The 17,761-nt window shown below is 65.9% G+C and carries 17 protein-coding genes and 1 tRNA gene; 6 read left to right on the top strand and 12 right to left on the bottom strand.

The genetic code is table 11. From position 1 onward, the window contains the following. Positions 1 to 25 precede the first annotated feature (25 nt). The 5 genes from yihA to ttcA all read right to left on the bottom strand — a co-directional run bounded on the left by yihA (position 26) and on the right by ttcA (position 5,975). The gene (yihA, locus tag ATO6_RS16580; protein WP_088625133.1) at positions 26 to 676 is read right to left on the bottom strand and encodes a ribosome biogenesis GTP-binding protein YihA/YsxC; all 651 of its coding nucleotides are present in this window, start codon (positions 674 to 676) and stop codon (positions 26 to 28) included. Then, positions 673 to 1,410, bottom strand: coding sequence for an MOSC domain-containing protein (locus ATO6_RS16575; protein ID WP_088625132.1), 738 nt, complete (start codon positions 1,408 to 1,410; stop codon positions 673 to 675). Before ATO6_RS16575 ends, yihA begins: the two co-directional genes overlap by 4 nt. 1 nt (position 1,411) lies before the next feature. Beyond that, positions 1,412 to 3,247, bottom strand: coding sequence for a membrane protein insertase YidC (gene yidC / locus ATO6_RS16570; protein WP_088625131.1), 1,836 nt, complete (start codon positions 3,245 to 3,247; stop codon positions 1,412 to 1,414). A 233-nt stretch (positions 3,248 to 3,480) separates the two neighbouring features. Then, on the bottom strand, positions 3,481 to 5,034 hold the full coding sequence (locus ATO6_RS16565) for a bifunctional diguanylate cyclase/phosphodiesterase (protein ID WP_088625199.1): 1,554 nt from the start codon (positions 5,032 to 5,034) through the stop codon (positions 3,481 to 3,483). 56 nt (positions 5,035 to 5,090) lie between these two features. Then, positions 5,091 to 5,975: a tRNA 2-thiocytidine(32) synthetase TtcA gene (gene ttcA, locus ATO6_RS16560; protein WP_088625130.1), complete on the bottom strand. Its 885-nt coding sequence runs from the start codon at positions 5,973 to 5,975 to the stop codon at positions 5,091 to 5,093. Between the two features lie 115 nt (positions 5,976 to 6,090). On the opposite strand from ttcA, the gene ATO6_RS16555 reads away from it, so the two are divergent. Then, on the top strand, positions 6,091 to 7,860 hold the full coding sequence (locus tag ATO6_RS16555) for a pentapeptide repeat-containing protein (RefSeq protein WP_088625129.1): 1,770 nt from the start codon (positions 6,091 to 6,093) through the stop codon (positions 7,858 to 7,860). Here the strand turns inward: ATO6_RS16555 and yidD are convergent. Genes yidD through rpmH form a run of 3 tightly spaced genes read right to left on the bottom strand, consistent with a single transcriptional unit; the run spans position 7,857 to position 8,667 of the window. Continuing rightward, the gene (gene yidD, locus ATO6_RS16550; RefSeq protein WP_088625128.1) at positions 7,857 to 8,078 is read right to left on the bottom strand and encodes a membrane protein insertion efficiency factor YidD; all 222 of its coding nucleotides are present in this window, start codon (positions 8,076 to 8,078) and stop codon (positions 7,857 to 7,859) included. The two genes, ATO6_RS16555 and yidD, sit on opposite strands and share 4 nt — an antisense overlap. Beyond that, positions 8,075 to 8,506 carry a ribonuclease P protein component gene (gene rnpA / locus ATO6_RS16545; protein ID WP_088625127.1) on the bottom strand — a complete coding sequence of 144 codons (432 nt, stop codon included), beginning with the start codon at positions 8,504 to 8,506 and terminating at the stop codon, positions 8,075 to 8,077. Before rnpA ends, yidD begins: the two co-directional genes overlap by 4 nt. 26 nt (positions 8,507 to 8,532) lie before the next feature. Beyond that, a complete protein-coding gene (gene rpmH / locus ATO6_RS16540; RefSeq protein ID WP_008554144.1) occupies positions 8,533 to 8,667 on the bottom strand; it encodes a 50S ribosomal protein L34 in 135 nt (44 codons plus the stop codon). A gap of 300 nt (positions 8,668 to 8,967) precedes the next feature. Between rpmH and ATO6_RS16535 the strand changes: the two genes are divergently transcribed. The 5 genes from ATO6_RS16535 to ATO6_RS16520 all read left to right on the top strand — a co-directional run bounded on the left by ATO6_RS16535 (position 8,968) and on the right by ATO6_RS16520 (position 14,024). Next, a complete protein-coding gene (locus tag ATO6_RS16535) occupies positions 8,968 to 10,368 on the top strand; it encodes a HAMP domain-containing sensor histidine kinase (protein ID WP_088625126.1) in 1,401 nt (466 codons plus the stop codon). 79 nt (positions 10,369 to 10,447) lie between these two features. Continuing rightward, positions 10,448 to 10,524: transfer RNA gene (locus tag ATO6_RS16530), tRNA-Arg, on the top strand. Positions 10,525 to 11,436: 912 nt separating this feature from the next. Next, entirely contained in the window at positions 11,437 to 11,568 is a 132-nt protein-coding gene (locus ATO6_RS25490; RefSeq protein WP_254919184.1) for a hypothetical protein, read from the top strand. Between the two features lie 244 nt (positions 11,569 to 11,812). Next, a complete protein-coding gene (locus ATO6_RS24865; protein WP_141102027.1) occupies positions 11,813 to 12,520 on the top strand; it encodes a hypothetical protein in 708 nt (235 codons plus the stop codon). 457 nt (positions 12,521 to 12,977) lie between these two features. Next, positions 12,978 to 14,024 (top strand): D-isomer specific 2-hydroxyacid dehydrogenase family protein, encoded by a 1,047-nt coding sequence (locus tag ATO6_RS16520; RefSeq protein ID WP_217899022.1) that lies wholly within the window; start codon positions 12,978 to 12,980, stop codon positions 14,022 to 14,024. A 25-nt stretch (positions 14,025 to 14,049) separates the two neighbouring features. Here ATO6_RS16520 and ATO6_RS16515 read toward each other — a convergent pair whose 3' ends face one another. From ATO6_RS16515 to ATO6_RS16500, 4 genes are read right to left on the bottom strand one after another with little or no spacing between them, the layout of a single operon-like run. Beyond that, positions 14,050 to 15,549 (bottom strand): tripartite tricarboxylate transporter permease, encoded by a 1,500-nt coding sequence (locus ATO6_RS16515; protein WP_088625124.1) that lies wholly within the window; start codon positions 15,547 to 15,549, stop codon positions 14,050 to 14,052. Then, positions 15,549 to 15,995 (bottom strand): tripartite tricarboxylate transporter TctB family protein, encoded by a 447-nt coding sequence (locus ATO6_RS16510; RefSeq protein ID WP_088625123.1) that lies wholly within the window; start codon positions 15,993 to 15,995, stop codon positions 15,549 to 15,551. The genes ATO6_RS16515 and ATO6_RS16510 overlap by 1 nt, the downstream gene beginning before the upstream one ends. A gap of 19 nt (positions 15,996 to 16,014) precedes the next feature. Then, positions 16,015 to 16,746, bottom strand: coding sequence for an RraA family protein (locus ATO6_RS16505; protein ID WP_217899021.1), 732 nt, complete (start codon positions 16,744 to 16,746; stop codon positions 16,015 to 16,017). Positions 16,747 to 16,804: 58 nt separating this feature from the next. Further along, entirely contained in the window at positions 16,805 to 17,761 is a 957-nt protein-coding gene (locus ATO6_RS16500) for a tripartite tricarboxylate transporter substrate binding protein (RefSeq protein WP_088625121.1), read from the bottom strand.

Here is a 17,761-nt window from a genome sequence, read left to right as displayed (position 1 = left end):
TGCCGGGCCGCGCACTCCGCCGGGGTCAGCCGATCCCGGCGATTACGGCGCGAAGGGTGGCGATACCGTCACCCTTTTCGCTTGAGGTCATGATGATCTCGGGGAAGGCCGCCGGATGGGTGGCCAGTTTCGCCCGCACCTGCGCAAGGATTTTCTCCTGCTCGGCCGCCTTGACCTTGTCCGCCTTGGTCAGCACGCACTGGAAGGTGACGGCGGCGGTGTCCAGCAGCTTCATGATTTCCTCGTCCACCGCCTTGATGCCGTGGCGCGTGTCGATCAGCACGAAGGCCCGGCGCAGCGTGGCGCGGCCCTGCAGGTACTGTTTCAGCAGCTTCTGCCACTGCTCGACCACCTTCACCGGCGCGTTGGCATAGCCATAGCCCGGCAGGTCGACGAGGTAGTGGCTGTCGGCCAGCGTGAAGAAGTTGATCTCCTGCGTCCGGCCCGGCGTGTTCGACGCGCGGGCCAGCCCCTTACGGCCGGTCAGCGCGTTGATCAGCGTCGACTTCCCGACGTTGGAGCGGCCCGCAAAGCAGACCTCGGTCCGGTCGTCGGGCGGCAGGCCCGACATCGCGACGACGCCCTTCAGGAAATCGGTCTGGCCCGCGAACAGCAGGCGGCCTTTTTCGACCTCGGCCTCGGTCACGTCGGCAAGGGGGAAGGGCAGGGTGCTCATGCGAAAGCCACCGTATCGCCGGTCGCGATCTGCCCGCCGGTGACGACCCGCGCCTTCACGCCGAAATCCACGTGACCGAAGTTGTCCCGCAGGACGGCCAGCGTGTTGACGTTGCGCTGGCCGGTTTCCGGATCGGCCTCGGTCGCGCGGCAGCGGTCGATGCGTTCGGTCACTTCGAGCTCGGCCCCGCCGATGCGGATGCGCTTGCCGACCCAGTCGAATTCCTCGAACGGGCTCAGCCCGTCGAGCCAGAGGTTGCCGCGGAACCGGCGCGGATCCATCGGCACGCCGGCGGCAAGGCTCAGCGCGTCCAGCGCGGCCAGGCCGAGGATCGAGATCGAGGGATAGTTCGCGTCCGACAGCCCGATCGACGGCGCCTTGACCAGCTCGCGCGGGGCGGGGCGTTCGTCGGGATACATGGCGGCGGTCCATGCGACCAGCCGCGCGCCCTCGGTTTCGGGGTCCAGCGTGATCTCGGGCCGGTCGGGATGGCGGAATGTGATCCGGCCGTCGGCCTGCGTCTCGGCCGTGACCGCCATCAGCGCGGGGCCGTAGCAGCCGCGGGCGAAGTAGCGGCAGGACTGCCAGTCGCCGGTGTCCTGCGTGTCGCCGGTCAGGATCCCGTAGGCGCGGTCGCCGGGCAGGGGACGGTCCGGGGCCAGCATGGCCCCGTCCAGAGTTTCGCAGCCCACGCCCTTGACGGGATGCCGCCAGATCCGGGCGAGGGTGGCCATGTCACTTCTTCCCTTCGGTGGCTTTCTTGCGGCTGAAGCCCTTGCGGATATTGCCGAAGACGTCCGGCTTGTACCCGTGGCTGCGCATGATCGCATACTGCTGGATGAAGGTGATCGTGTTGTTCGTGATCCAGTAGACCACCAGGCCGCTGGCGAAGTTGCCCAGCATGAACATGAACACCCAGGGCATCCAGGCAAAGATCATCGCCTGCGTCGGATCGGTGGGTGCCGGGTTCAGTTTCTGCTGCAGCCACATCGAGATGCCGAGGAGGATCGGCAGGATGCCGAGGCTGATGATCGCCAGGAACGAGGTCGGATCGGGCGGCGCGAAGGGCAGCAGGCCGAACAGGTTCAGGATCGACGACGGGTCCGGCGCGCTGAGGTCGCGGATCCAGCCGATCCACGGTGCGTGCCGCAGTTCCAGCGTGACGAAGATCACCTTGTAGAGCGAGAAGAAGATCGGGATCTGCAGCAGGATCGGCAGACAGCCGGCGGCCGGGTTCACCTTTTCCTTGCGATAGAGCTCCATCATCTCCTTCTGGAGCTTCTGGCGGTCGTCGCCGGCGCGTTCCTTCAGCCGTTCCATTTCCGGCTGCAGTTCCTTCATCCGCGCCATCGAGGCGTAGGATTTGTAGGCCAGCGGGAAGAGGATGATTTTCAGCAGGAAAGTCAGGGCGATGATCGACCAGCCCATGTTGCCGATAAAGCTGTGCAGCCAGTGCAGGACCGAAAAGATCGGCTTGGTCAGGAAGAAGAACCAGCCCCAGTCGATCGCGTCGACGAAGCGGTCGACGCCTTTCTCGTTCTGGTATTCGCGGATGGTTTCCCATTCCTTGGCGCCCGCGAACATACGCGTCTGCGTCGTCACGGTTGCGCCCGGCTCGATCTCCATCAGCGGCAGCACGGCCTCGGCCTGGAAGATGTCCTGGTTCGGGAAATACTTGGCGGTGGAGCGGAAGGGATCGCCCTGTTCGGGGATCAGCATGGCCATCCAGTAGTGGTCGGTGAAGCCGATCCAGCCATTCTGGGCCACGTCGAGACGGTCGGCGGGCACGCCTTCGCGGTCGTCGACGTCGAGGTCTTCCATGTCGCCGTAGTCTGCTTCCTGCAGTTCGCCATCCGACATGCGGATCATGCCTTCGTGCAGGACGAAGAACTTCTTGAGGTCAGATGGCGTGCCGTGGCGGCGCAGCAGGCCATAGGGGCGCAGACCGACGGTGGCGTCGCCGCCGTTCGAGACCGACTGCGACAGGTTGAACATGTAGTCGCGATCGACCGTGATGGTGCGGGTGAAGGTCAGGCCCGAGGGGCTGGTCCAGGTCAGGGTGACCGGGCTGTCGGGGGTCAGAACCGAGTCGCCCTCGGCCTGCCACATGGTGTCGGGGCCGGGCACGTCGTCGGTGCTGGCGCCGGTGCCCGCGATCCAGCCGAACAGCGCGTAATAGGGGTCGCGTTCGCCGACCGGGCGCAGCACGGTCACTTCGGGCGAGTCAGGTGCCAGCGTTTCGCGGTAATCCTTCAGCCGCAGGTCGTCCAGGCGCCCGCCGCGCAGCGAGATCGAGCCGGCCATGCGCGGGGTGTCGATGGCAACGCGGGGCACGGCGGTTTCGGCCGTTTCGCCACCGGCCGCGCTGGCCCCGCCGCCCGATGTGTCGCCCGAGCCGGGGACCATGTTGCCGTCGCCCGAGGCCGCGCCGCCGGTTTCCGTCGACGCGTTTTCGACCGGCGCGTTCGGGTCGGCCGGTTTGTCGGGCGGTGGAAACAGCACGAACCAGATCACGATGACGACAAAGCTCAGCAGCGTTGCCAGCAGCAGGTTCTTGTTCTGATCGTCCATTTGGCCTTGCCATCCGTCCGTGAGAGTCACGGCGGTTCAACAGGCCATGGCGTCAAAGGTCAAGGGTCTTTCCCCTGCTGACGCCGGCGGGGCGGATTTGCCGCTGCGTTGGCGGTGTGGTGCAGGTCCGGCCCGACACTGCGGATGCCCTTGCATCCGCCGGCGGGGCCCCGGACATCTCGCGGATCCCGGCGCCGGTCCGGTCGTCGAACAGCGTCTGGCGTCGGGGTACATCACGGCCCGGTGCGCCGTTCGACCCGTGGCATCTCGTCCACGGTGGCATCATGGGCGCGGACCCAGTCCACGGTCTGTTCCATCGGCATCGGCCGGGCGATGCCGAAGCCCTGCACGTTCTGACAGCCGAGCTGTGCCAGCATCGCATGTTCGCCCCGCGTCTCGACCCCCTCGGCCAACGTGTCGAGACCCAGCCGTTCCGCCATGGTCAGGATGGCCGAAACCATCTTTTGCTGTTCCGAATCCCGGTCGACCTTCATCACGAAACTGCGGTCGATCTTGATCCGCGCCACCGCGAACCGCCGAATCGAGGAGATGGAGGCATGACCGGTGCCGAAATCGTCCAGGTCTATGCGGCAGCCCATGCGTGCCAGCCCGTTGATGTTGCGCGATACCACATCCTCGGGCGAGGCGGCGACGACGGTTTCCAGCACCTCGACCGTCAGCCGTTCGGGCGCGAGGTCGTAGCGGTCGAGCTGCCACTGGACCTTTTCCATCAGCTTGGGATCCAGCAGTTCGCCCGCGGCAAAGTTCACGCCGATCTGTGGCACGCTGAGTCCCGCCCGGTCCCAGTCACGCAGCGCGGCGAGCGCGCTTTCCAGCATCTTCTCGCCCAGCCTCTGCATCATGCCCATCCGTTCGACCACCGGCAGGAATTCGGCCGGGGAAATCACGCCGCGTTCCGGATGGCACCACCTTGCCAGCGCCTCGAACCCCGTGACCCGTCCGGTGTCGGTTGAAATCTGGGGCTGGAAGAAGGGCCGGATATGCCCCGTCTCCAGCGCGCTTTCCAGCTCGGACGTGGGCATGGCCAGCGCGGGCCGCCGCTTGCCCAGTTCGGCCGAAAACGACCGGATCGCGGAGGGTGCATTGCGCCGCGCCTCTTCCAGCGCGTCTTCGGCGGCGACGATGATGCCCAGCCCGGTCCGTTCCGGCGTGCGGCTGGACAGGCAGAACCCGACGGAACACGAGATGTAGATCGAGGTGGCGCCAAGGGCGATCGGTTCCTCGACCGCGGATTGCAGGCGGGCGGCCAGCTGGATCGCCACCTCGAGGTCCAGATAGGACACCGCGGCCAGCCCAATGCCATAGCTGTCCTCGCCCAGGCGGGCGACCATGTCGTCGCCGCGCACGGCCGCCCGGATCCGGTCGGCGGTGCGGGCCAGAACCTCCTCGGCCGCGCTGCGTCCGTAGCGTTCCGCTAGCTCGCCGAAATCGTCGATGCAGAGCGTGAAACACGCGGTGGTCCGACCACGGGTAAAGGCGGTGGTCAGCCGGTCGTCCATCACCTCTTCCAGTGCCTTGCGCAGGGGCAGCCCCGTGGTGCTGTCGCGCGGATGCAGATCCGGCGGCTGCACCGCCAGCCTGAAGGTCCCGGTCATCGAGTAGAGCGCGGGGATCGCGAGGGCCACGATGATCAGCCAGACCTCGCCCCCGATCCAGAAGGCCGCCAGTACAGTGGCAGGAAAAAAGGCCAGCACCTGCGGCCCCAGCACGATCTGTCGCCACAGGGCGCGCAGTTCCCTGATCCGTCTTGAGGACAGTCTGGGCATCGTCATTCCCCTCGAGAGTTCGGGGGGAGCTTAGGCACAGACCTTTGAACGGCCCCTTAACGGAGCTTGGGAATTCCGTCCTCGGCCCGCTCGGCCCGGCCGGGATCGCGCATCAGGCCCTTGAAATCGAACAGCGCGGGGTCGAGCAGGTGCGAGGGCCGGGTGTTCATCAGCGCCCGGAACATCTTCTGCCGCCGCCCCGGCGCGTTGCGTTCCCACTGGTCGAGGATGCCCTTGACCTGCTGGCGCTGCAGCCCGTCCTGCGAGCCGCAGAGGTCGCAGGGAATGATGGGATAGTTCATGTCGCGGGCGAACTTCTCGCAATCGGCCTCGGCCACGTAGGCCAGCGGGCGATAGACGAAGAGATCGCCGTCCTCGTTCACCAGCTTGGGCGGCATCGTGGCCAGCCGCGCGCCGTGGAACAGGTTCATGAAGAACGTTTCCAGGATGTCGTCGCGATGATGGCCGAGGACGACCGCGGAACAGCCCTCCTCGCGCGCGATGCGGTAGAGGTTGCCGCGGCGCAGGCGCGAGCAGAGCGCGCAGTAGGTGCGGCCCGCGGGGACCTTGTCGACGACGATGGAATAGGTGTCCTGATACTCGATCCGGTGCGGCACGCGCATCCGTTCGAGGAACTCGGGCAGCACCGTCGCGGGAAAGCCCGGCTGGCCCTGGTCGAGGTTGCAGGCGAGAATGTCGACCGGCAGCAGACCGCGCCACTGCAGCTCGTGCAGGACGGCGAGCAGGGTGTAGCTGTCCTTGCCGCCGGAGAGGCAGACCAGCCATTTCGGCCGCGCGTCGCCCTCCAGCCGTTCGACCATGCCGAAATCCTCCACCGCTTCGCGCACCTGCCGCACGATCCTTTTGCGCAGCTTGCGGAATTCGGTGGTGGAGGGGGCGCCCGAAAAGAGCGGGTGGATGTCGTCGCCATCGTCCAGCATGTGCGCCTATTGCCAGATCGCGGGGCGGCAGGGAAGGGGGCGTGTGGCCGAGGGTCTTGCCAGCGGGGGGCGGTCTTGGCAGGTTTCGGCAGGCGCAGAGGCAACGGAGGCGCGTTTGGCTGAGAACACCCCCGAGGGCGGCCGCCCGCTGCTGTCGATGCCCGAGGTGACGCCGGACCCGAAAGGGCTGGGCGCGGCGATGTCGCTGATGGTCTTCCTGTTCGGGATCGCGGCGGGCGTGCTGATGGCCTTCTCGGGCTACGCCGTCCTTCGCGAGAGCGCCAACCTGCTGGTCGTGGTGTTCCTGACCGCGATCTTCTTCGTGACCTTCGTCGGGGCCATCGCCTTCCTGATCCGCCGTCCCGTGCTGCGGCGTGTGTTCGGCACGGCGAACACGCAGCTTGAGACCTTGTCCAAGCCGCTCGGCGAGGTGGCCGAGGGGGCGATGCTGCGCGATGCGGCACGAGTGACGGCGGCGACGCGGCTGCTGGTGCAGCTGAAGCTGGCGCGGTTCGCGTGGACCTCGACCCGCAGGTGGATCGTGGCGGCGCTGACCGGGCTGATCGCGGCGATGGCAGCGCTTGCGGGCACGGCGCTGCTGTTCGAGCAGAACGCGCTGATCCTCGAGCAGTCCGCGCTGTTGCGGGATCAGAACGAGAAGATCGAGCTGCAAAATGAGCTGCTGATCCAGGACGTGCAGTTGTCCGAGGCCGAGCGGAACGCGCAGATCGCGGTGGAGATCACGGCGATCGCGGAAATGCTGGGTGACGCGATGCTGCGTGCCGAGGAGCGGGAACAGGCGCAGGCCGCCGCGACGGGGCAGCCTGTGCGGGGCGGGATCAACGCCTTCGTGCCGAACGTGAACCCCTGGCTCGATCTGGGCAAGCCTCTGGTGATGCGCATCGCCTCGGCCTCGCGCGCGGCCAAGCCCTATCGGTTTCTGGATGCGCGGTATCGGGCGCATGACAACGAGGACAAGCTGCGGGTGGCGATGGAGCGGCGGCGCGAGGACCTGCCGACGGCCTATGCCGCGATGTCCCGCACCTGGGGATGGGAGCAGCCGCCCGAGGTGGATCGGCTGATCGACCGCCCCGCCAGTCCCGAACGGGCACAGCTGCTGCAGGTGCTGATCAGCGCGGGGATCCGGAACTTCGAATTCCTGAACCACTTCGGTCTGGACCTGTCCTTCGCCCATGCCGAGGACACCAACCTGATCGGGCTGACCCTGCAGGGCGCGCAGCTGAGCTTCTCGACCTTCGACCGCTCGCAGATCGGGGATACGGATTTCGCCGGGGCCCAGCTGGAAAACACGCGGTTCCGCAAGGCGCGGCTGGAGGGGGTGGCGTTCCGGGGGCTGCCCTTCCGGCAGGTGCGTCCGCCCTACCAGGCGGATCGGGCCGAGGTGTTCACCACGGCAGTCAACGGCGCGGATTTCTCGGGATCGCTATTGATGGGGGTGGATTTCCGCGAAGTCCACGGCAGCGCGGCCCGGTTCGATGGGGCGACGCTGGTGGACGTGGACTACAGCGGTTCCGATTTTTCGGGCGCGACGTGGCTGGGCAGCGTGATCGTCGCGGCGGATTTCGACGGGGCGGAACTGCTGTCGGTGGATTTCGATGGCGCTTATGTGTTCCGGGAGGATTTCCTCGATCACCTGGCCGAGGTCGCCGCGCCCGAGACGTTCCGCGCGGACCGGTTCCGGCTGGTCGAGGTGGGACTGGACGAGGTCTTTGCGACCGTGTCCGCCTTCACGATGTACGGGCGGCAGGCGGCCATCGAGGCGGCGGGCAGCGAACGGGCCTTCCGGGTGGAGCGCATCGCGCCGTTCGAGGCGCCGGTTGCCGAAGAGGCCGACGGTCCGGACGCAGAGGCGCAGCCGGATTAATCCGGCACGTCGTCCACGCCCATGCCGCCCCACGGGTGGCAGCGCGACACACGGCGGATCGTCAGCCACAGCCCCTTGATCCCGCCGTGCTTGCGGAGCGCCTCCAGCGCATAGGCCGAACAAGTCGGGTCATAGCGGCAGTTGTGCCCGACCCAGGGCGAGAAGGTCGCCCGGTAGAGATGGAAGGGCAGGGCGAAGAGACGGGCGAGCGGCGTCATCCCCGTGCCCCGTGGACCCGCCGCAGGGCATGGCGCAGGTCGGCCTTGAGGTCTTCGAAGGGGCGTTCGGCCGTGATCTCCTTGCGGCCGATCAGGACGTAGTCCCAGCCGGGCCGCCCCTCGGCGGCGATCACCGCGCGGGCGGCTTCGCGCAGGCGGCGCTTGGCGCGGTTGCGGGCGACGGCGTTGCCGACCTTCTTGGAACAGGTGAAGCCGACGCGGATGCCCTCGGCCTCTTCGTCTTTGCGGCGTTCCCGCCCCTGAAGGCTCAGCGAGGTCGCCCCGGCCCGTGCGGCGCGGGCGGCGGCGAGGAAGTCGCGGCGGTGGCGCAGCACGGTCATGCTGCCCGGCGCGCAAACGGAAGCCGCCGGTGGCACCGCCGCCTCATGCGCATTCGCGCCTGTTGCGGGGGCCTCCGGCGGCACCATGTCGTCAGCGTTCGGGCTGGCGCGAATTACGCGCTCAGTTCCTTGCGGCCACGCGCGCGGCGGGCGTTCAGGATCTTGCGGCCAGCCTTGGTGGCCATGCGCGCGCGGAAGCCGTGGCGCCGCTTGCGGACCAGGTTCGAGGGTTGGTAGGTGCGCTTCATCGCTCCGTCTCCGTCTGTTCGGGCCCGCGTTGCGGCAGCGCCCTTGGCCAAGCGGGTGCAATCCGGGAATCGCCCCGCGGCCCGCATATCTCTATTGGAGGCCGGGCTATACCGCCGCCCTGTAGACAAGTCAAACCCGTGCGGGCCCTTGCCGAAGTTTTTTCCAGTCAGGGCGGATCGGCGCAGGATACCGGCCGGATCCGGGTGGGCAGGATGCCGCGCACCTCGCAAATTCGTGTAGTCTGCCCTATTTTCTGTAATACATCACAGCAACAAGGCCGGGCAGCCGAAACAAGGACCATGCTGAACTCTCTCTCAGGCCGATTCCTGATTCTGACGACGCTGTTCGTCATGCTGGCCGAGATCTTCATCTTCGCGCCGTCGGTGGCCCGATTCCGCGAGGAATACCTGCTGTCCCGCCTCGAACGGGCGCAGATCGCCTCGCTCGCGCTGCTGTCGAACGACCAGATCGACCCGGATGTCGAAGAGGAACTGCTGCGCAACGCCGAGGTGTTCAACGTCGTGCTGCGCCGGAACGAGGCGCGGGAACTGATCCTGTCCTCGCCCGTGCCGCGCCCGATCGCGGCCACCTTCGACCTGCGCGACGCGTCGGCATGGGAACTGATCCGCGATGCGCTGGTGCGGCTGGCCGATCCCGATCCCAAGGTGATCCGCGTCATCGGCAACCCGGTGAACGAGGCCGGGCTGCTGATCGAAGTGTCGATGGAAAGCCAGCCGATGCGCAAGGCGATGATCGCCTATGGCCTGCGCATCCTGATGATGTCTGCGGTGATCTCGGTCTTTACCGCGCTGCTGCTGTTCCTGTCCGTCCGGCAGCTGCTGGTGAAGCCGATCAAGGGCGTGATCCGGTCGATGCAGCTCTATGCCGAGGCGCCCGAGGACGCGCGCCGGATCATCGAGCCGAACGCGGGCATCCGCGAACTGCGCGACGCCGAGGAGGCGCTGCAGAAGCTGGAAACGCAGCTCACCGCCTCGCTCAAGCAGAAGGAACGGCTCGCCCAGCTCGGCGGCGCGGTCGCCAAGATCAGCCACGACCTGCGCAACATCCTGACCTCGGCGCAGCTGTTCACCGACCGGATCGAGGCGTCCGAGGACCCGTCGGTCAAGCGGCTGGCGCCCAAGCTGGTGAACTCGATCACCCGTGCGGTGAACCTGTGCGAAAGCACGCTCGCCTTCGGCCGTGCCGAGGAACCCGCGCCGCGCCTCGGGCTGGTGCGGCTGGCCGACATCGTGTCGGACGTGATCGACGGTGAACGGCTGGCCGTCGGGGACGGCGAGGTGAACTTTTCCGAGGACATCCCCGCGACGATGACCGTGCGGGCGGATTCGGAACAGCTGTACCGCGTTCTGGCCAACCTCGTGCGCAACGCGCGGCAGGCCATCGTGGCGACGGGCGAGGAGGGCGAGATCTCGGTCGCCGCCGTGGAGGAAGACGCGCAGTGGGTCATCACCGTGACCGACACCGGCCCCGGTCTGCCGCCCAAGGCGCAGGCCAACCTCTTCACCCCGTTCCAGGGCGGGGCCCGCAAGGGCGGGGCTGGGCTGGGCCTCGTGATCTCGGCGGAACTGGTGCGCGGACACGGCGGCCAGCTGGTGCTGGAGAGCACCGGCCCCGAGGGCACCCGGTTCCGTATCCTGCTGCCGCGCCTGATGGCCGGGCTCGAGGAGGCGGCCCAGTAGCCTTTCGCCGCGGCAGGTCAGGTTTCCGGGAATTTCCCCCTTGCACCTCTCTGCGCTGACCGTTACATGCCCACACCACGGACCGATAGCTCAGCTGGATAGAGTACTTGACTACGAATCAAGGGGTCGGGGGTTCGAATCCTCCTCGGTCCGCCACTTGCCTCGTAACGCATTGAACAAAAACGGACTTCATTGCCGTTTTGCACTTAGTTCGATGTGTTTTGCAACGTCCTGTTCTGGCTCTATCCCTAGAACCGCCCGCCTCCGATCAGCCTGACGCGTGTAATGCTCTATTCCTTTTAGGGACTCGTGGCCCGTTCAGGCGCCGACTTGGTGCGTTGTGCCTCCGGCGTCGGCCAGTGCTACGGCTGTTGCCTTTCTCAGTCCGTGAGCTGACTTTTCGATCTTCGCTTCCCGCGCTGCTTCACGGATCGTCGTTCCGAGTGCCGTGTTGGAGCCTGTGCGCCCTGTCGCGGTGGCGAGGAATGTCATATGGCGGCTGGTCGCCGCAGCCAACGCAGCGCGCATCAGGTCTCTGTCGGCACCTAACGAGCCCCCGCAGGAAGGCAAAGGGCACGTCCAGGGGACATAGGCCATTCCGCCGGTCTTGACCTGCTTGTATGCCAGCACGCCGCCTCTTCCGACCATGCCAAGGCCTATCAACACCGCGTCGCTGATCCGCGCGCCTGTTCAGAACAACACCTCGAAGACGAGCCGCTTCGTGGTATTGGGCGACCGCATGTCCCGAAAGGTGTCCATCTCGTCATGCGTCCACGGCGGGTGGCCTTCTGTCGGACGCGGATCGAACGTCTTTCTGAATATGCCGGGGATGGACTGCCCGAAAGCTGACATGCCCGTGGTCGGCAACCATTTCTTTTACGTGACGCAGCAGGATCGCTTGATATCCCTTTGATGCAGCGGAGAACTTGGCGGACTTCGCGCAAGCGAGTCACAGGGCGGCGATGCTGTTCGGACCGTGGCGCTCGGTTGGTGGAGCCGGTGCCCTACGCGCCTCGGAATATGCGGCCAGAAACTCCGGGTCATCACCCGTCGCGCACCGGCGAGGCGATGATCAAGTTCGGCCGGGGCCTGACAGCGCAAGAGCTGGTTGACCACATCGATCTGCACCTCGAGGCGGCACGGGACGACGCGCATTCGCATGGCGGGCTGGCTGATGGTCGACCAGACGGGCCGGATTGAGCGCTTCAGCCGGGCCGAGGTTGCGGCCTGGGGCGCTCGCAAAGACAAGTCCAGATAGGAGGGTTTGGCTCATAATGAGGAATTGACTCTCTAACCTATTGAGAAGGCCAAATTAAAAAGCGAGATTCGGATTTGGCTTAATCCAAATCTTTTCCTGTGGCGCTTCCGGCCTATATTCAAATAGCGGAGCATATTGCTCTATGGTTAATGGGGTGAGACACTCAAGAAAAAGGCTGAGATCAACATGAGAGAGTACGATGCTCGTGATCCGGTTGTTTCCTTGCATATTCCGAAAATGGGCGGGACGTCTTTTCGGCCGGGGCTCAAAGAGAATTTTCGAAAAGGTTTGCTAACTCATTACAATAAGGGGATTGATGTTCCTGGCGGCTTGGTTCGGGAACTGGCTGCTCGCTACATCTGGCGAGATCTGGTCAATGCTGCAAAAACTTCACCGATTTGTGTTCACGGGCACTTTCGCCATTCGGAGAACACGAGCGCGGAGCAATACTATCCTGAAGCCAGGCAGTTCATGACGGTCTTGCGAGATCCTTTTGAGGCGGTGATATCGAACTACTTCTATAGCAAGAAGATGATTGAAAACGGGTTGCGCGCGCCGTTCCCGTTCGAGTCCTTAGATGACTACTTGATGAAGAATGACTCTCAGGTTTGGGACCATCTACCGCTTGAGATGAGGGACGATCCTGAAAAATTCATTCACAATAGCTGTGTCTTCATCGGCTGTCTCGAGGATCCCGCGGCACTTGAAGGGCAGTTCCAGCGCGTGTTCGACGTATCGCTTGAACTCCCTCACCTGAACTCAGCAGAAAGGACGGAGGAGGTTAGCGAAGCTGTTCGAGCGCGATGGCTTCGGAGGAACCAAGAGGCCGTTGACCTGTATAGCTATGTTGCCGAACTTACGAGGCAGAGCAACTCATCGCGCGGAACAGATTGAGGTCTTTGCCAGGCACCGGGATCCCCTCCCTGGTCGTCGCCAAAACACTGATGTTAAGCCTTTGTCGATCGGCCTCTGCGTCCGGCTTGGAGCGACAAGATGAGCAAGACACAATTTGAACTGCTCCGGGACATGGCAGCGGAGGCCAAGCCCTACGATCAGTTCCCTGCCGATTGCGGTGCCGCGCCCGGAAAAGACTAGCGCTATCAACGCTGATCGGTGTGTTCCCCGGTCCGCCACTTGCACCGGAATGATCCGAAGAGACCTTCCGGCAGCGGCCAGCAAACCGGCCCTCAAGCATATGACCGACGCCCGGCGTGCCCGCGTTCCTCCACCTGTGATCTGCGGCACCGGTGTCGCGCGTCCGGCATCGAAACCCTAGACTTGCCTTTCAATACCGGCGCCGATCATGGCCCGGACGGGAGCAAGGCCGCAGGCGCGGCAGGGGAGAGACCGCATGATCCGCAATTCCAAATTCCGCGTGGGCTATCTTGAACGCCCGATGCATCCCGATTTCCTGACGGCGATCGAAGCGGCCCAGACCTGCGAGCTGGTGCAACTCAAGCTTGCCGACGGGATCGACGAAATTATCCGCGAGCTATCGGAATGCGACGGCTACTATGTCCGCGCCTCGCGCGATGAACTGCCGCTGCCCCTGCATCTGGGGCAGGAGCTGCTCGACAAGCTGCCGAACCTCAAGGTGGCCGCGACCTATGGTGCCGGCTACGACACCATCGACGTCCCCGCCTGTTCCAGCGCCGGGGTGGCCGTCTGCAACCAGGCCGGCGGCAATGCCGAGGCGGTGGCGGAGCATGCGCTGGCCTTCATGCTGGCGATTCTCAAGCGCATCCCGGAATGCAGTGCCGCCATCGGCTCCGGCACGGCCGCGGACCGCAGCGCCTTCATGGGGCGGGAACTGCATGGGCGGACGGTGGGCATCGTCGGCCTTGGCCATGTGGGCACGCGGACTGCGGCCTACATGCGGGCCTTCGACTGCAATGTGCTGGCCTACGATCCCAATATAGACGCGGAGACAGCGCAGGAACGCGGTGCCGAGAAGGTCGAACTGGACGATCTGCTGGCTCGGTCGGACATACTGAGCCTGCATTGCCCGCTGACCTCCGAAACGCGGGGCATGATCGGGACCGAGGCGCTGGCGAAGCTGCCGAAGGGTGCCGTGCTGGTCACGACGGCGCGGGGCAGCATCCATGACGAGGACGCGGTTCTGGCCGCGCTGCAAAGCGGGCACCTGTCGGGGGCCGGGCTGGATGTCTGGGAGAAGGAGCCGCCGGCGGCGGACCATCCGCTCTACCGGCACCCGCTGGTGATCTCGACCAACCACGCAGCCGGGGTGACCGGCGAAAGCCGCGCCCGCGTGGCGCGGATGGCGGCCGAGGTGTTCTGCGAAGCGGGCGCGGGCCGTGTGCCGCCGCGCCTGCTGAACCCCGAGATTGCTGAGCGCGTCGCCGCAGCGTTGAAGGACAGCGCGGCGGCGCGGGTGTGAACCGCGCCGCGCGGGTCCGGGGCGATCAGGCCTCGGACCGGCGGGGACGGCGGCGGACGGTCTTGTAGATCGCCCAGCCGATCAGCAGCGCGGTGAGGGCAAGGAACACGCCCGAGACCGGCTGCTTGACGAGATAGGTGAAGTCACCCCGTCCAAAGATCATCGCCCGCTTGAAGTTCTCCTCGATCATCGGGCCTAGGATGAAACCGATCAGAACGGGCGCAAGCTGGAACCTGAGCTTGCGCAGGACAAAGCCGATCATGCCGAAGGTCAGCACGAGGAAGATGTCGAACACGTTCGACCGGATCGTGTAGGTGCCCACGCAGATCAGGATCAGGATCGCCGGGTAGAGCAGGTGATAGGGGATCTGCAGCAGCCGCACCCAGATGCCGATCAGCGGGATGTTCAGGATCAGCAGGAACACATTGCCGATCCAGAAACTGGCGGCGAGGCCCCAGAAGATCTCGGGGTTCGAGTTGATCAGGTTCGGCCCCGGCGCCACCCCGTTCATCATCAGCGCGCCCAGCATGATCGCCATGGTCGCACTGCCCGGAACGCCCAGTGTCAGCGTCGGGATGAAGGCGGTCTGGACGGCGGCGTTGTTCGCCGTCTCGGGCGACACAATGCCCTCGATCGCGCCCTTGCCGAAGATCGACGGATCCTTGTGCAGCCGCTGTTCCAGCGTGTAGCCGATGAAGGTGCCGATGGTCGGCCCGGTGCCGGGCAATGCGCCGAAGACGCCGCCGATGCCCGCGCCGCGCAGCGCGGGTTTGACGCTGCGCCGCCATTCGTCGCGGGTCGGCAGCATGCCCCGCAGGGTGACGCGCTGCTTGACGTTGCGCTGGTCCATGGTCGACAGGGACAGGATCACCTCGCTCACCCCGAACAGGCCCATGGCCAGCGCGATGAAGCTGATCCCGTCGCGCAGCTCCAGCATGTCCCAGTGGAACCGGGCGACGCCGCTGTCGATATCCGTGCCGACGGTGCCGAGCGCGAGGCCGAATACGACCATGGCCAGCCCCTTGAGCGGCTCTTCCTGCGTGACGGCGGCGGCGGCCACCAGCCCGGCCACCATGAGCGAGAAGTAATCCGCCGGTCCCATGGCGATGGCCGCATCGGCCAGCAGGGGCGAAATGGTGTAGAGCGCGATGATCCCGACCGAGCCACCGAAGAACGACGCGATGGTCGTCGTGAACAGCGCCACGCCAGCGCGGCCCTGCTGGGCCATCGGGTAGCCGTCGAGGCAGGTGATCGCGTTCGAAGGTGTGCCCGGCAGGTTCAGCAGGATCGACGAGGTCGAGCCGCCGTATTCCGCCCCATAATAGACCCCGGCCAGCATCACCAGCGCGGTGGTCGGGTCGAGCGAGAAGGTGAGCGGCAGCAGGATCGATACGGCGGCAAGCGATCCGATGCCGGGCAGGGCGCCGAGGAGGGTGCCGAAGAACACGCCGATGAAGCAGTACAGCAGGTTTACCGGGCTGATCGCCGTGCTGAACCCGAGGATGATGTTGTCATAAAGGCCCATCAGAATGCGAACCTGAAAGCGGGAATGGGAAGGCCGAGGATCAGGACGAAGACCGCCCATGTGCCGACGGCCACGCAGACCGCCAGCACGAGGTTGCTGACGGGCCGCGTGACGGGCAGTGCCGCCGAAGCGGTCAGAACCGAGAGGAAGGCCGCGGGGATCAGCCCCAGACGTTCCAGCAGCAGCGCGAAGACGACGATGGTGCCCAGCACGAACAGCGTCTGACGCAGGTCGATCTCGGGCAGCGCCCCGGCGCGGCGGAACGCGGCGAGGCAGATGCCTGCGCCGAGGATGACCGCCAGCACACCGAGGCTTACGGGGACGAAGCCCGGTCCCATGCGGACCACGGTGCCCATCCGGTATTCAAGGCCGCCGATGGCGAAGTAGAGCCCCATGGCGATCACGAAGAGGCCCGCCAGCAGGTCGGTCCGGTCCAGTCGGTTCACTTAAGTCCTCCGCTCGGTTTCAGCCCGGCAGCTTGGCCGGGAGGTCTGCGATATGGGCGCCGGACTTGACCGCTTCGATCTTGATGTCCTCCAGCGCCTTCTGGCCTTCGGCGATCTTGAGGATCGCATCGGCATGTTCGGGCGGCACCACGCAGACGCCGGTGTCGTCGGCCACGATCAGGTCGCCCGCCCGCACCCGCACGCCGTCGAGGTTGATGGTGCCGTTGATCTCGACCGTCTCGATCCGCCATTTGCCTGTGATCGGGCTGACCTCGGTCGCCCAGATCGGAAAACCTTCGCCGCGCGAATGCGCCACGTCGCGGATGCCGCCCTTGATGACGGCGCCTGCGATGCCGCGCACCTTGGCGATCAGGGCCGAGATGCCGCCCATGTTCGACAGGCCCGGCACGCCCTCGATCACGATGATGTCGCCGGGGCTGGCGAGGTTGTGCGCCTCCATCTCGGCCATGCCGTTCTGCTTGGCGCGGGCGCGGTCCAGCGGGGTCGGGTGCTTCTCGGCCGGAATGTTGCGGACGGTGACGGCGGGGCCGACCGTCGCCGCACCCGGCAGTGTCGGGCGGTAGTCCGACGCGTTCAGCGCCCCGGCGATGCCGAGGTCGTCCATAGCGTCGCTCAGCAGGCTCGTGTCGCAGCCGATGGCGCGGATGCGGTCGATGATGCCATCGGGCGGACGCGGCGTGTCCATCAGCCGGATGCGGTCTTCGGCGATCTTGCCGGTCAGTCTTTTCATGTCGGTCATCCTGTCGGGGTGGACGCGGCCGGTCCCGGCCGCGCCGCAAGAGTGGCGATCAGTTCGCTTCGATCCCGCGTTCCTCGGCCAGCTTCTTCCATTCCTCGAGGTCCTTCTTGATGAAGTCCTGGAACTCTTCGACCGACAGGTTGTTCAGGGCGGCGGAATTCGAGGCGAGGTATTCCTGCCCCACATCGCTTTCCAGCACCGTCATCATGTCGTCGTGGATCTTCTTGACGATGTCATCCGGCGTGCCGGCCGGGGCAAAGACGCCCCACCAGAAGGTCACGTCGGCGTCGATCCCGGCCTCTGCCGCGGTGGGCGTGTCGGGGAACTTGGCCGCCGGGGTGTTGCCCAGCACGACCAGCGGTTTCATCTTGCCCGCCTCGACGTTGCCCAGAACGGCCAGCACCGAACCGACATAGGTGTCGGCCCGTCCGCCGATCACGTCGACCTGCGCGGGCGATCCGCCCTTGTAGTGCACCGGGATCGCGTCGGGCAGGCCCGCGGCGCGGGCAAAGAGTTCGGACACGAAGTGCCCCGACGACCCGAGGCCGGACGTCGACATGAAGATCTGCCGGCTCTGCGCCTCTTCGATGAAGCCTTCGAGCGTATCGGATTTCACGCTCGGCCCGGCGGCGACGACGAACTGGGTGAACCCGGTCTGCGCGACGGGCACGAGGTCATTGAGCGGATCGTAGGGCAGATCCTTGTAGACCGACGGGGCCGTCGTATAGGCGGGGGTCGTCAGCAGGACGGTGTAGCCATCCGCGGGCTGGGTCGCGACATAGGCGGTGCCGATGGTCGCGCCCGCGCCGGGCTTGCTTTCGATCAGGACGTTGACGCCCCACATCTTCTGCAGCTCGCCGCCGATGAAGCGCGCGACCGGGTCGGTCGAGCCCGCCGGGCTGTAGGGCACGACGATCGTGACGTCGCGGTTCGGAAAGTCCTGCGCCATCGCGCCGAACGGCAGTGCGGCCAGTGCGGCCGTGAGGCCAAGTGCCTTCAGTTTCAT

The organism is Oceanicola sp. 22II-s10i (genome assembly GCF_002210105.1).
GTDB lineage: Bacteria > Pseudomonadota > Alphaproteobacteria > Rhodobacterales > Rhodobacteraceae > Pseudooceanicola.
The sequence above is the reverse complement of the archived record's forward strand: the minus strand, read 5'-3'. Positions and strand labels throughout refer to the sequence as shown.

What these genes read in the sequence shown, in the direction of transcription:
- yihA (WP_088625133.1), bottom strand. Translation starts at nt 676, where the DNA reads ATGAGCACCCTGCCCTTCCCCCTTGCCGACGTGACCGAGGCCGAGGTC.
- ATO6_RS16575 (WP_088625132.1), bottom strand. Translation starts at nt 1,410, where the DNA reads ATGGCCACCCTCGCCCGGATCTGGCGGCATCCCGTCAAGGGCGTGGGC.
- yidC (WP_088625131.1), bottom strand. Translation starts at nt 3,247, where the DNA reads ATGGACGATCAGAACAAGAACCTGCTGCTGGCAACGCTGCTGAGCTTT.
- ATO6_RS16565 (WP_088625199.1), bottom strand. Translation starts at nt 5,034, where the DNA reads ATGCCCAGACTGTCCTCAAGACGGATCAGGGAACTGCGCGCCCTGTGG.
- ttcA (WP_088625130.1), bottom strand. Translation starts at nt 5,975, where the DNA reads ATGCTGGACGATGGCGACGACATCCACCCGCTCTTTTCGGGCGCCCCC.
- yidD (WP_088625128.1), bottom strand. Translation starts at nt 8,078, where the DNA reads ATGACGCCGCTCGCCCGTCTCTTCGCCCTGCCCTTCCATCTCTACCGG.
- rnpA (WP_088625127.1), bottom strand. Translation starts at nt 8,506, where the DNA reads ATGGTGCCGCCGGAGGCCCCCGCAACAGGCGCGAATGCGCATGAGGCG.
- rpmH (WP_008554144.1), bottom strand. Translation starts at nt 8,667, where the DNA reads ATGAAGCGCACCTACCAACCCTCGAACCTGGTCCGCAAGCGGCGCCAC.
- ATO6_RS16535 (WP_088625126.1), top strand. Translation starts at nt 8,968, where the DNA reads ATGCTGAACTCTCTCTCAGGCCGATTCCTGATTCTGACGACGCTGTTC.
- ATO6_RS25490 (WP_254919184.1), top strand. Translation starts at nt 11,437, where the DNA reads ATGATCAAGTTCGGCCGGGGCCTGACAGCGCAAGAGCTGGTTGACCAC.
- ATO6_RS24865 (WP_141102027.1), top strand. Translation starts at nt 11,813, where the DNA reads ATGAGAGAGTACGATGCTCGTGATCCGGTTGTTTCCTTGCATATTCCG.
- ATO6_RS16520 (WP_217899022.1), top strand. Translation starts at nt 12,978, where the DNA reads ATGATCCGCAATTCCAAATTCCGCGTGGGCTATCTTGAACGCCCGATG.
- ATO6_RS16515 (WP_088625124.1), bottom strand. Translation starts at nt 15,549, where the DNA reads ATGGGCCTTTATGACAACATCATCCTCGGGTTCAGCACGGCGATCAGC.
- ATO6_RS16505 (WP_217899021.1), bottom strand. Translation starts at nt 16,746, where the DNA reads ATGAAAAGACTGACCGGCAAGATCGCCGAAGACCGCATCCGGCTGATG.
- ATO6_RS16500 (WP_088625121.1), bottom strand. Translation starts at nt 17,761, where the DNA reads ATGAAACTGAAGGCACTTGGCCTCACGGCCGCACTGGCCGCACTGCCG.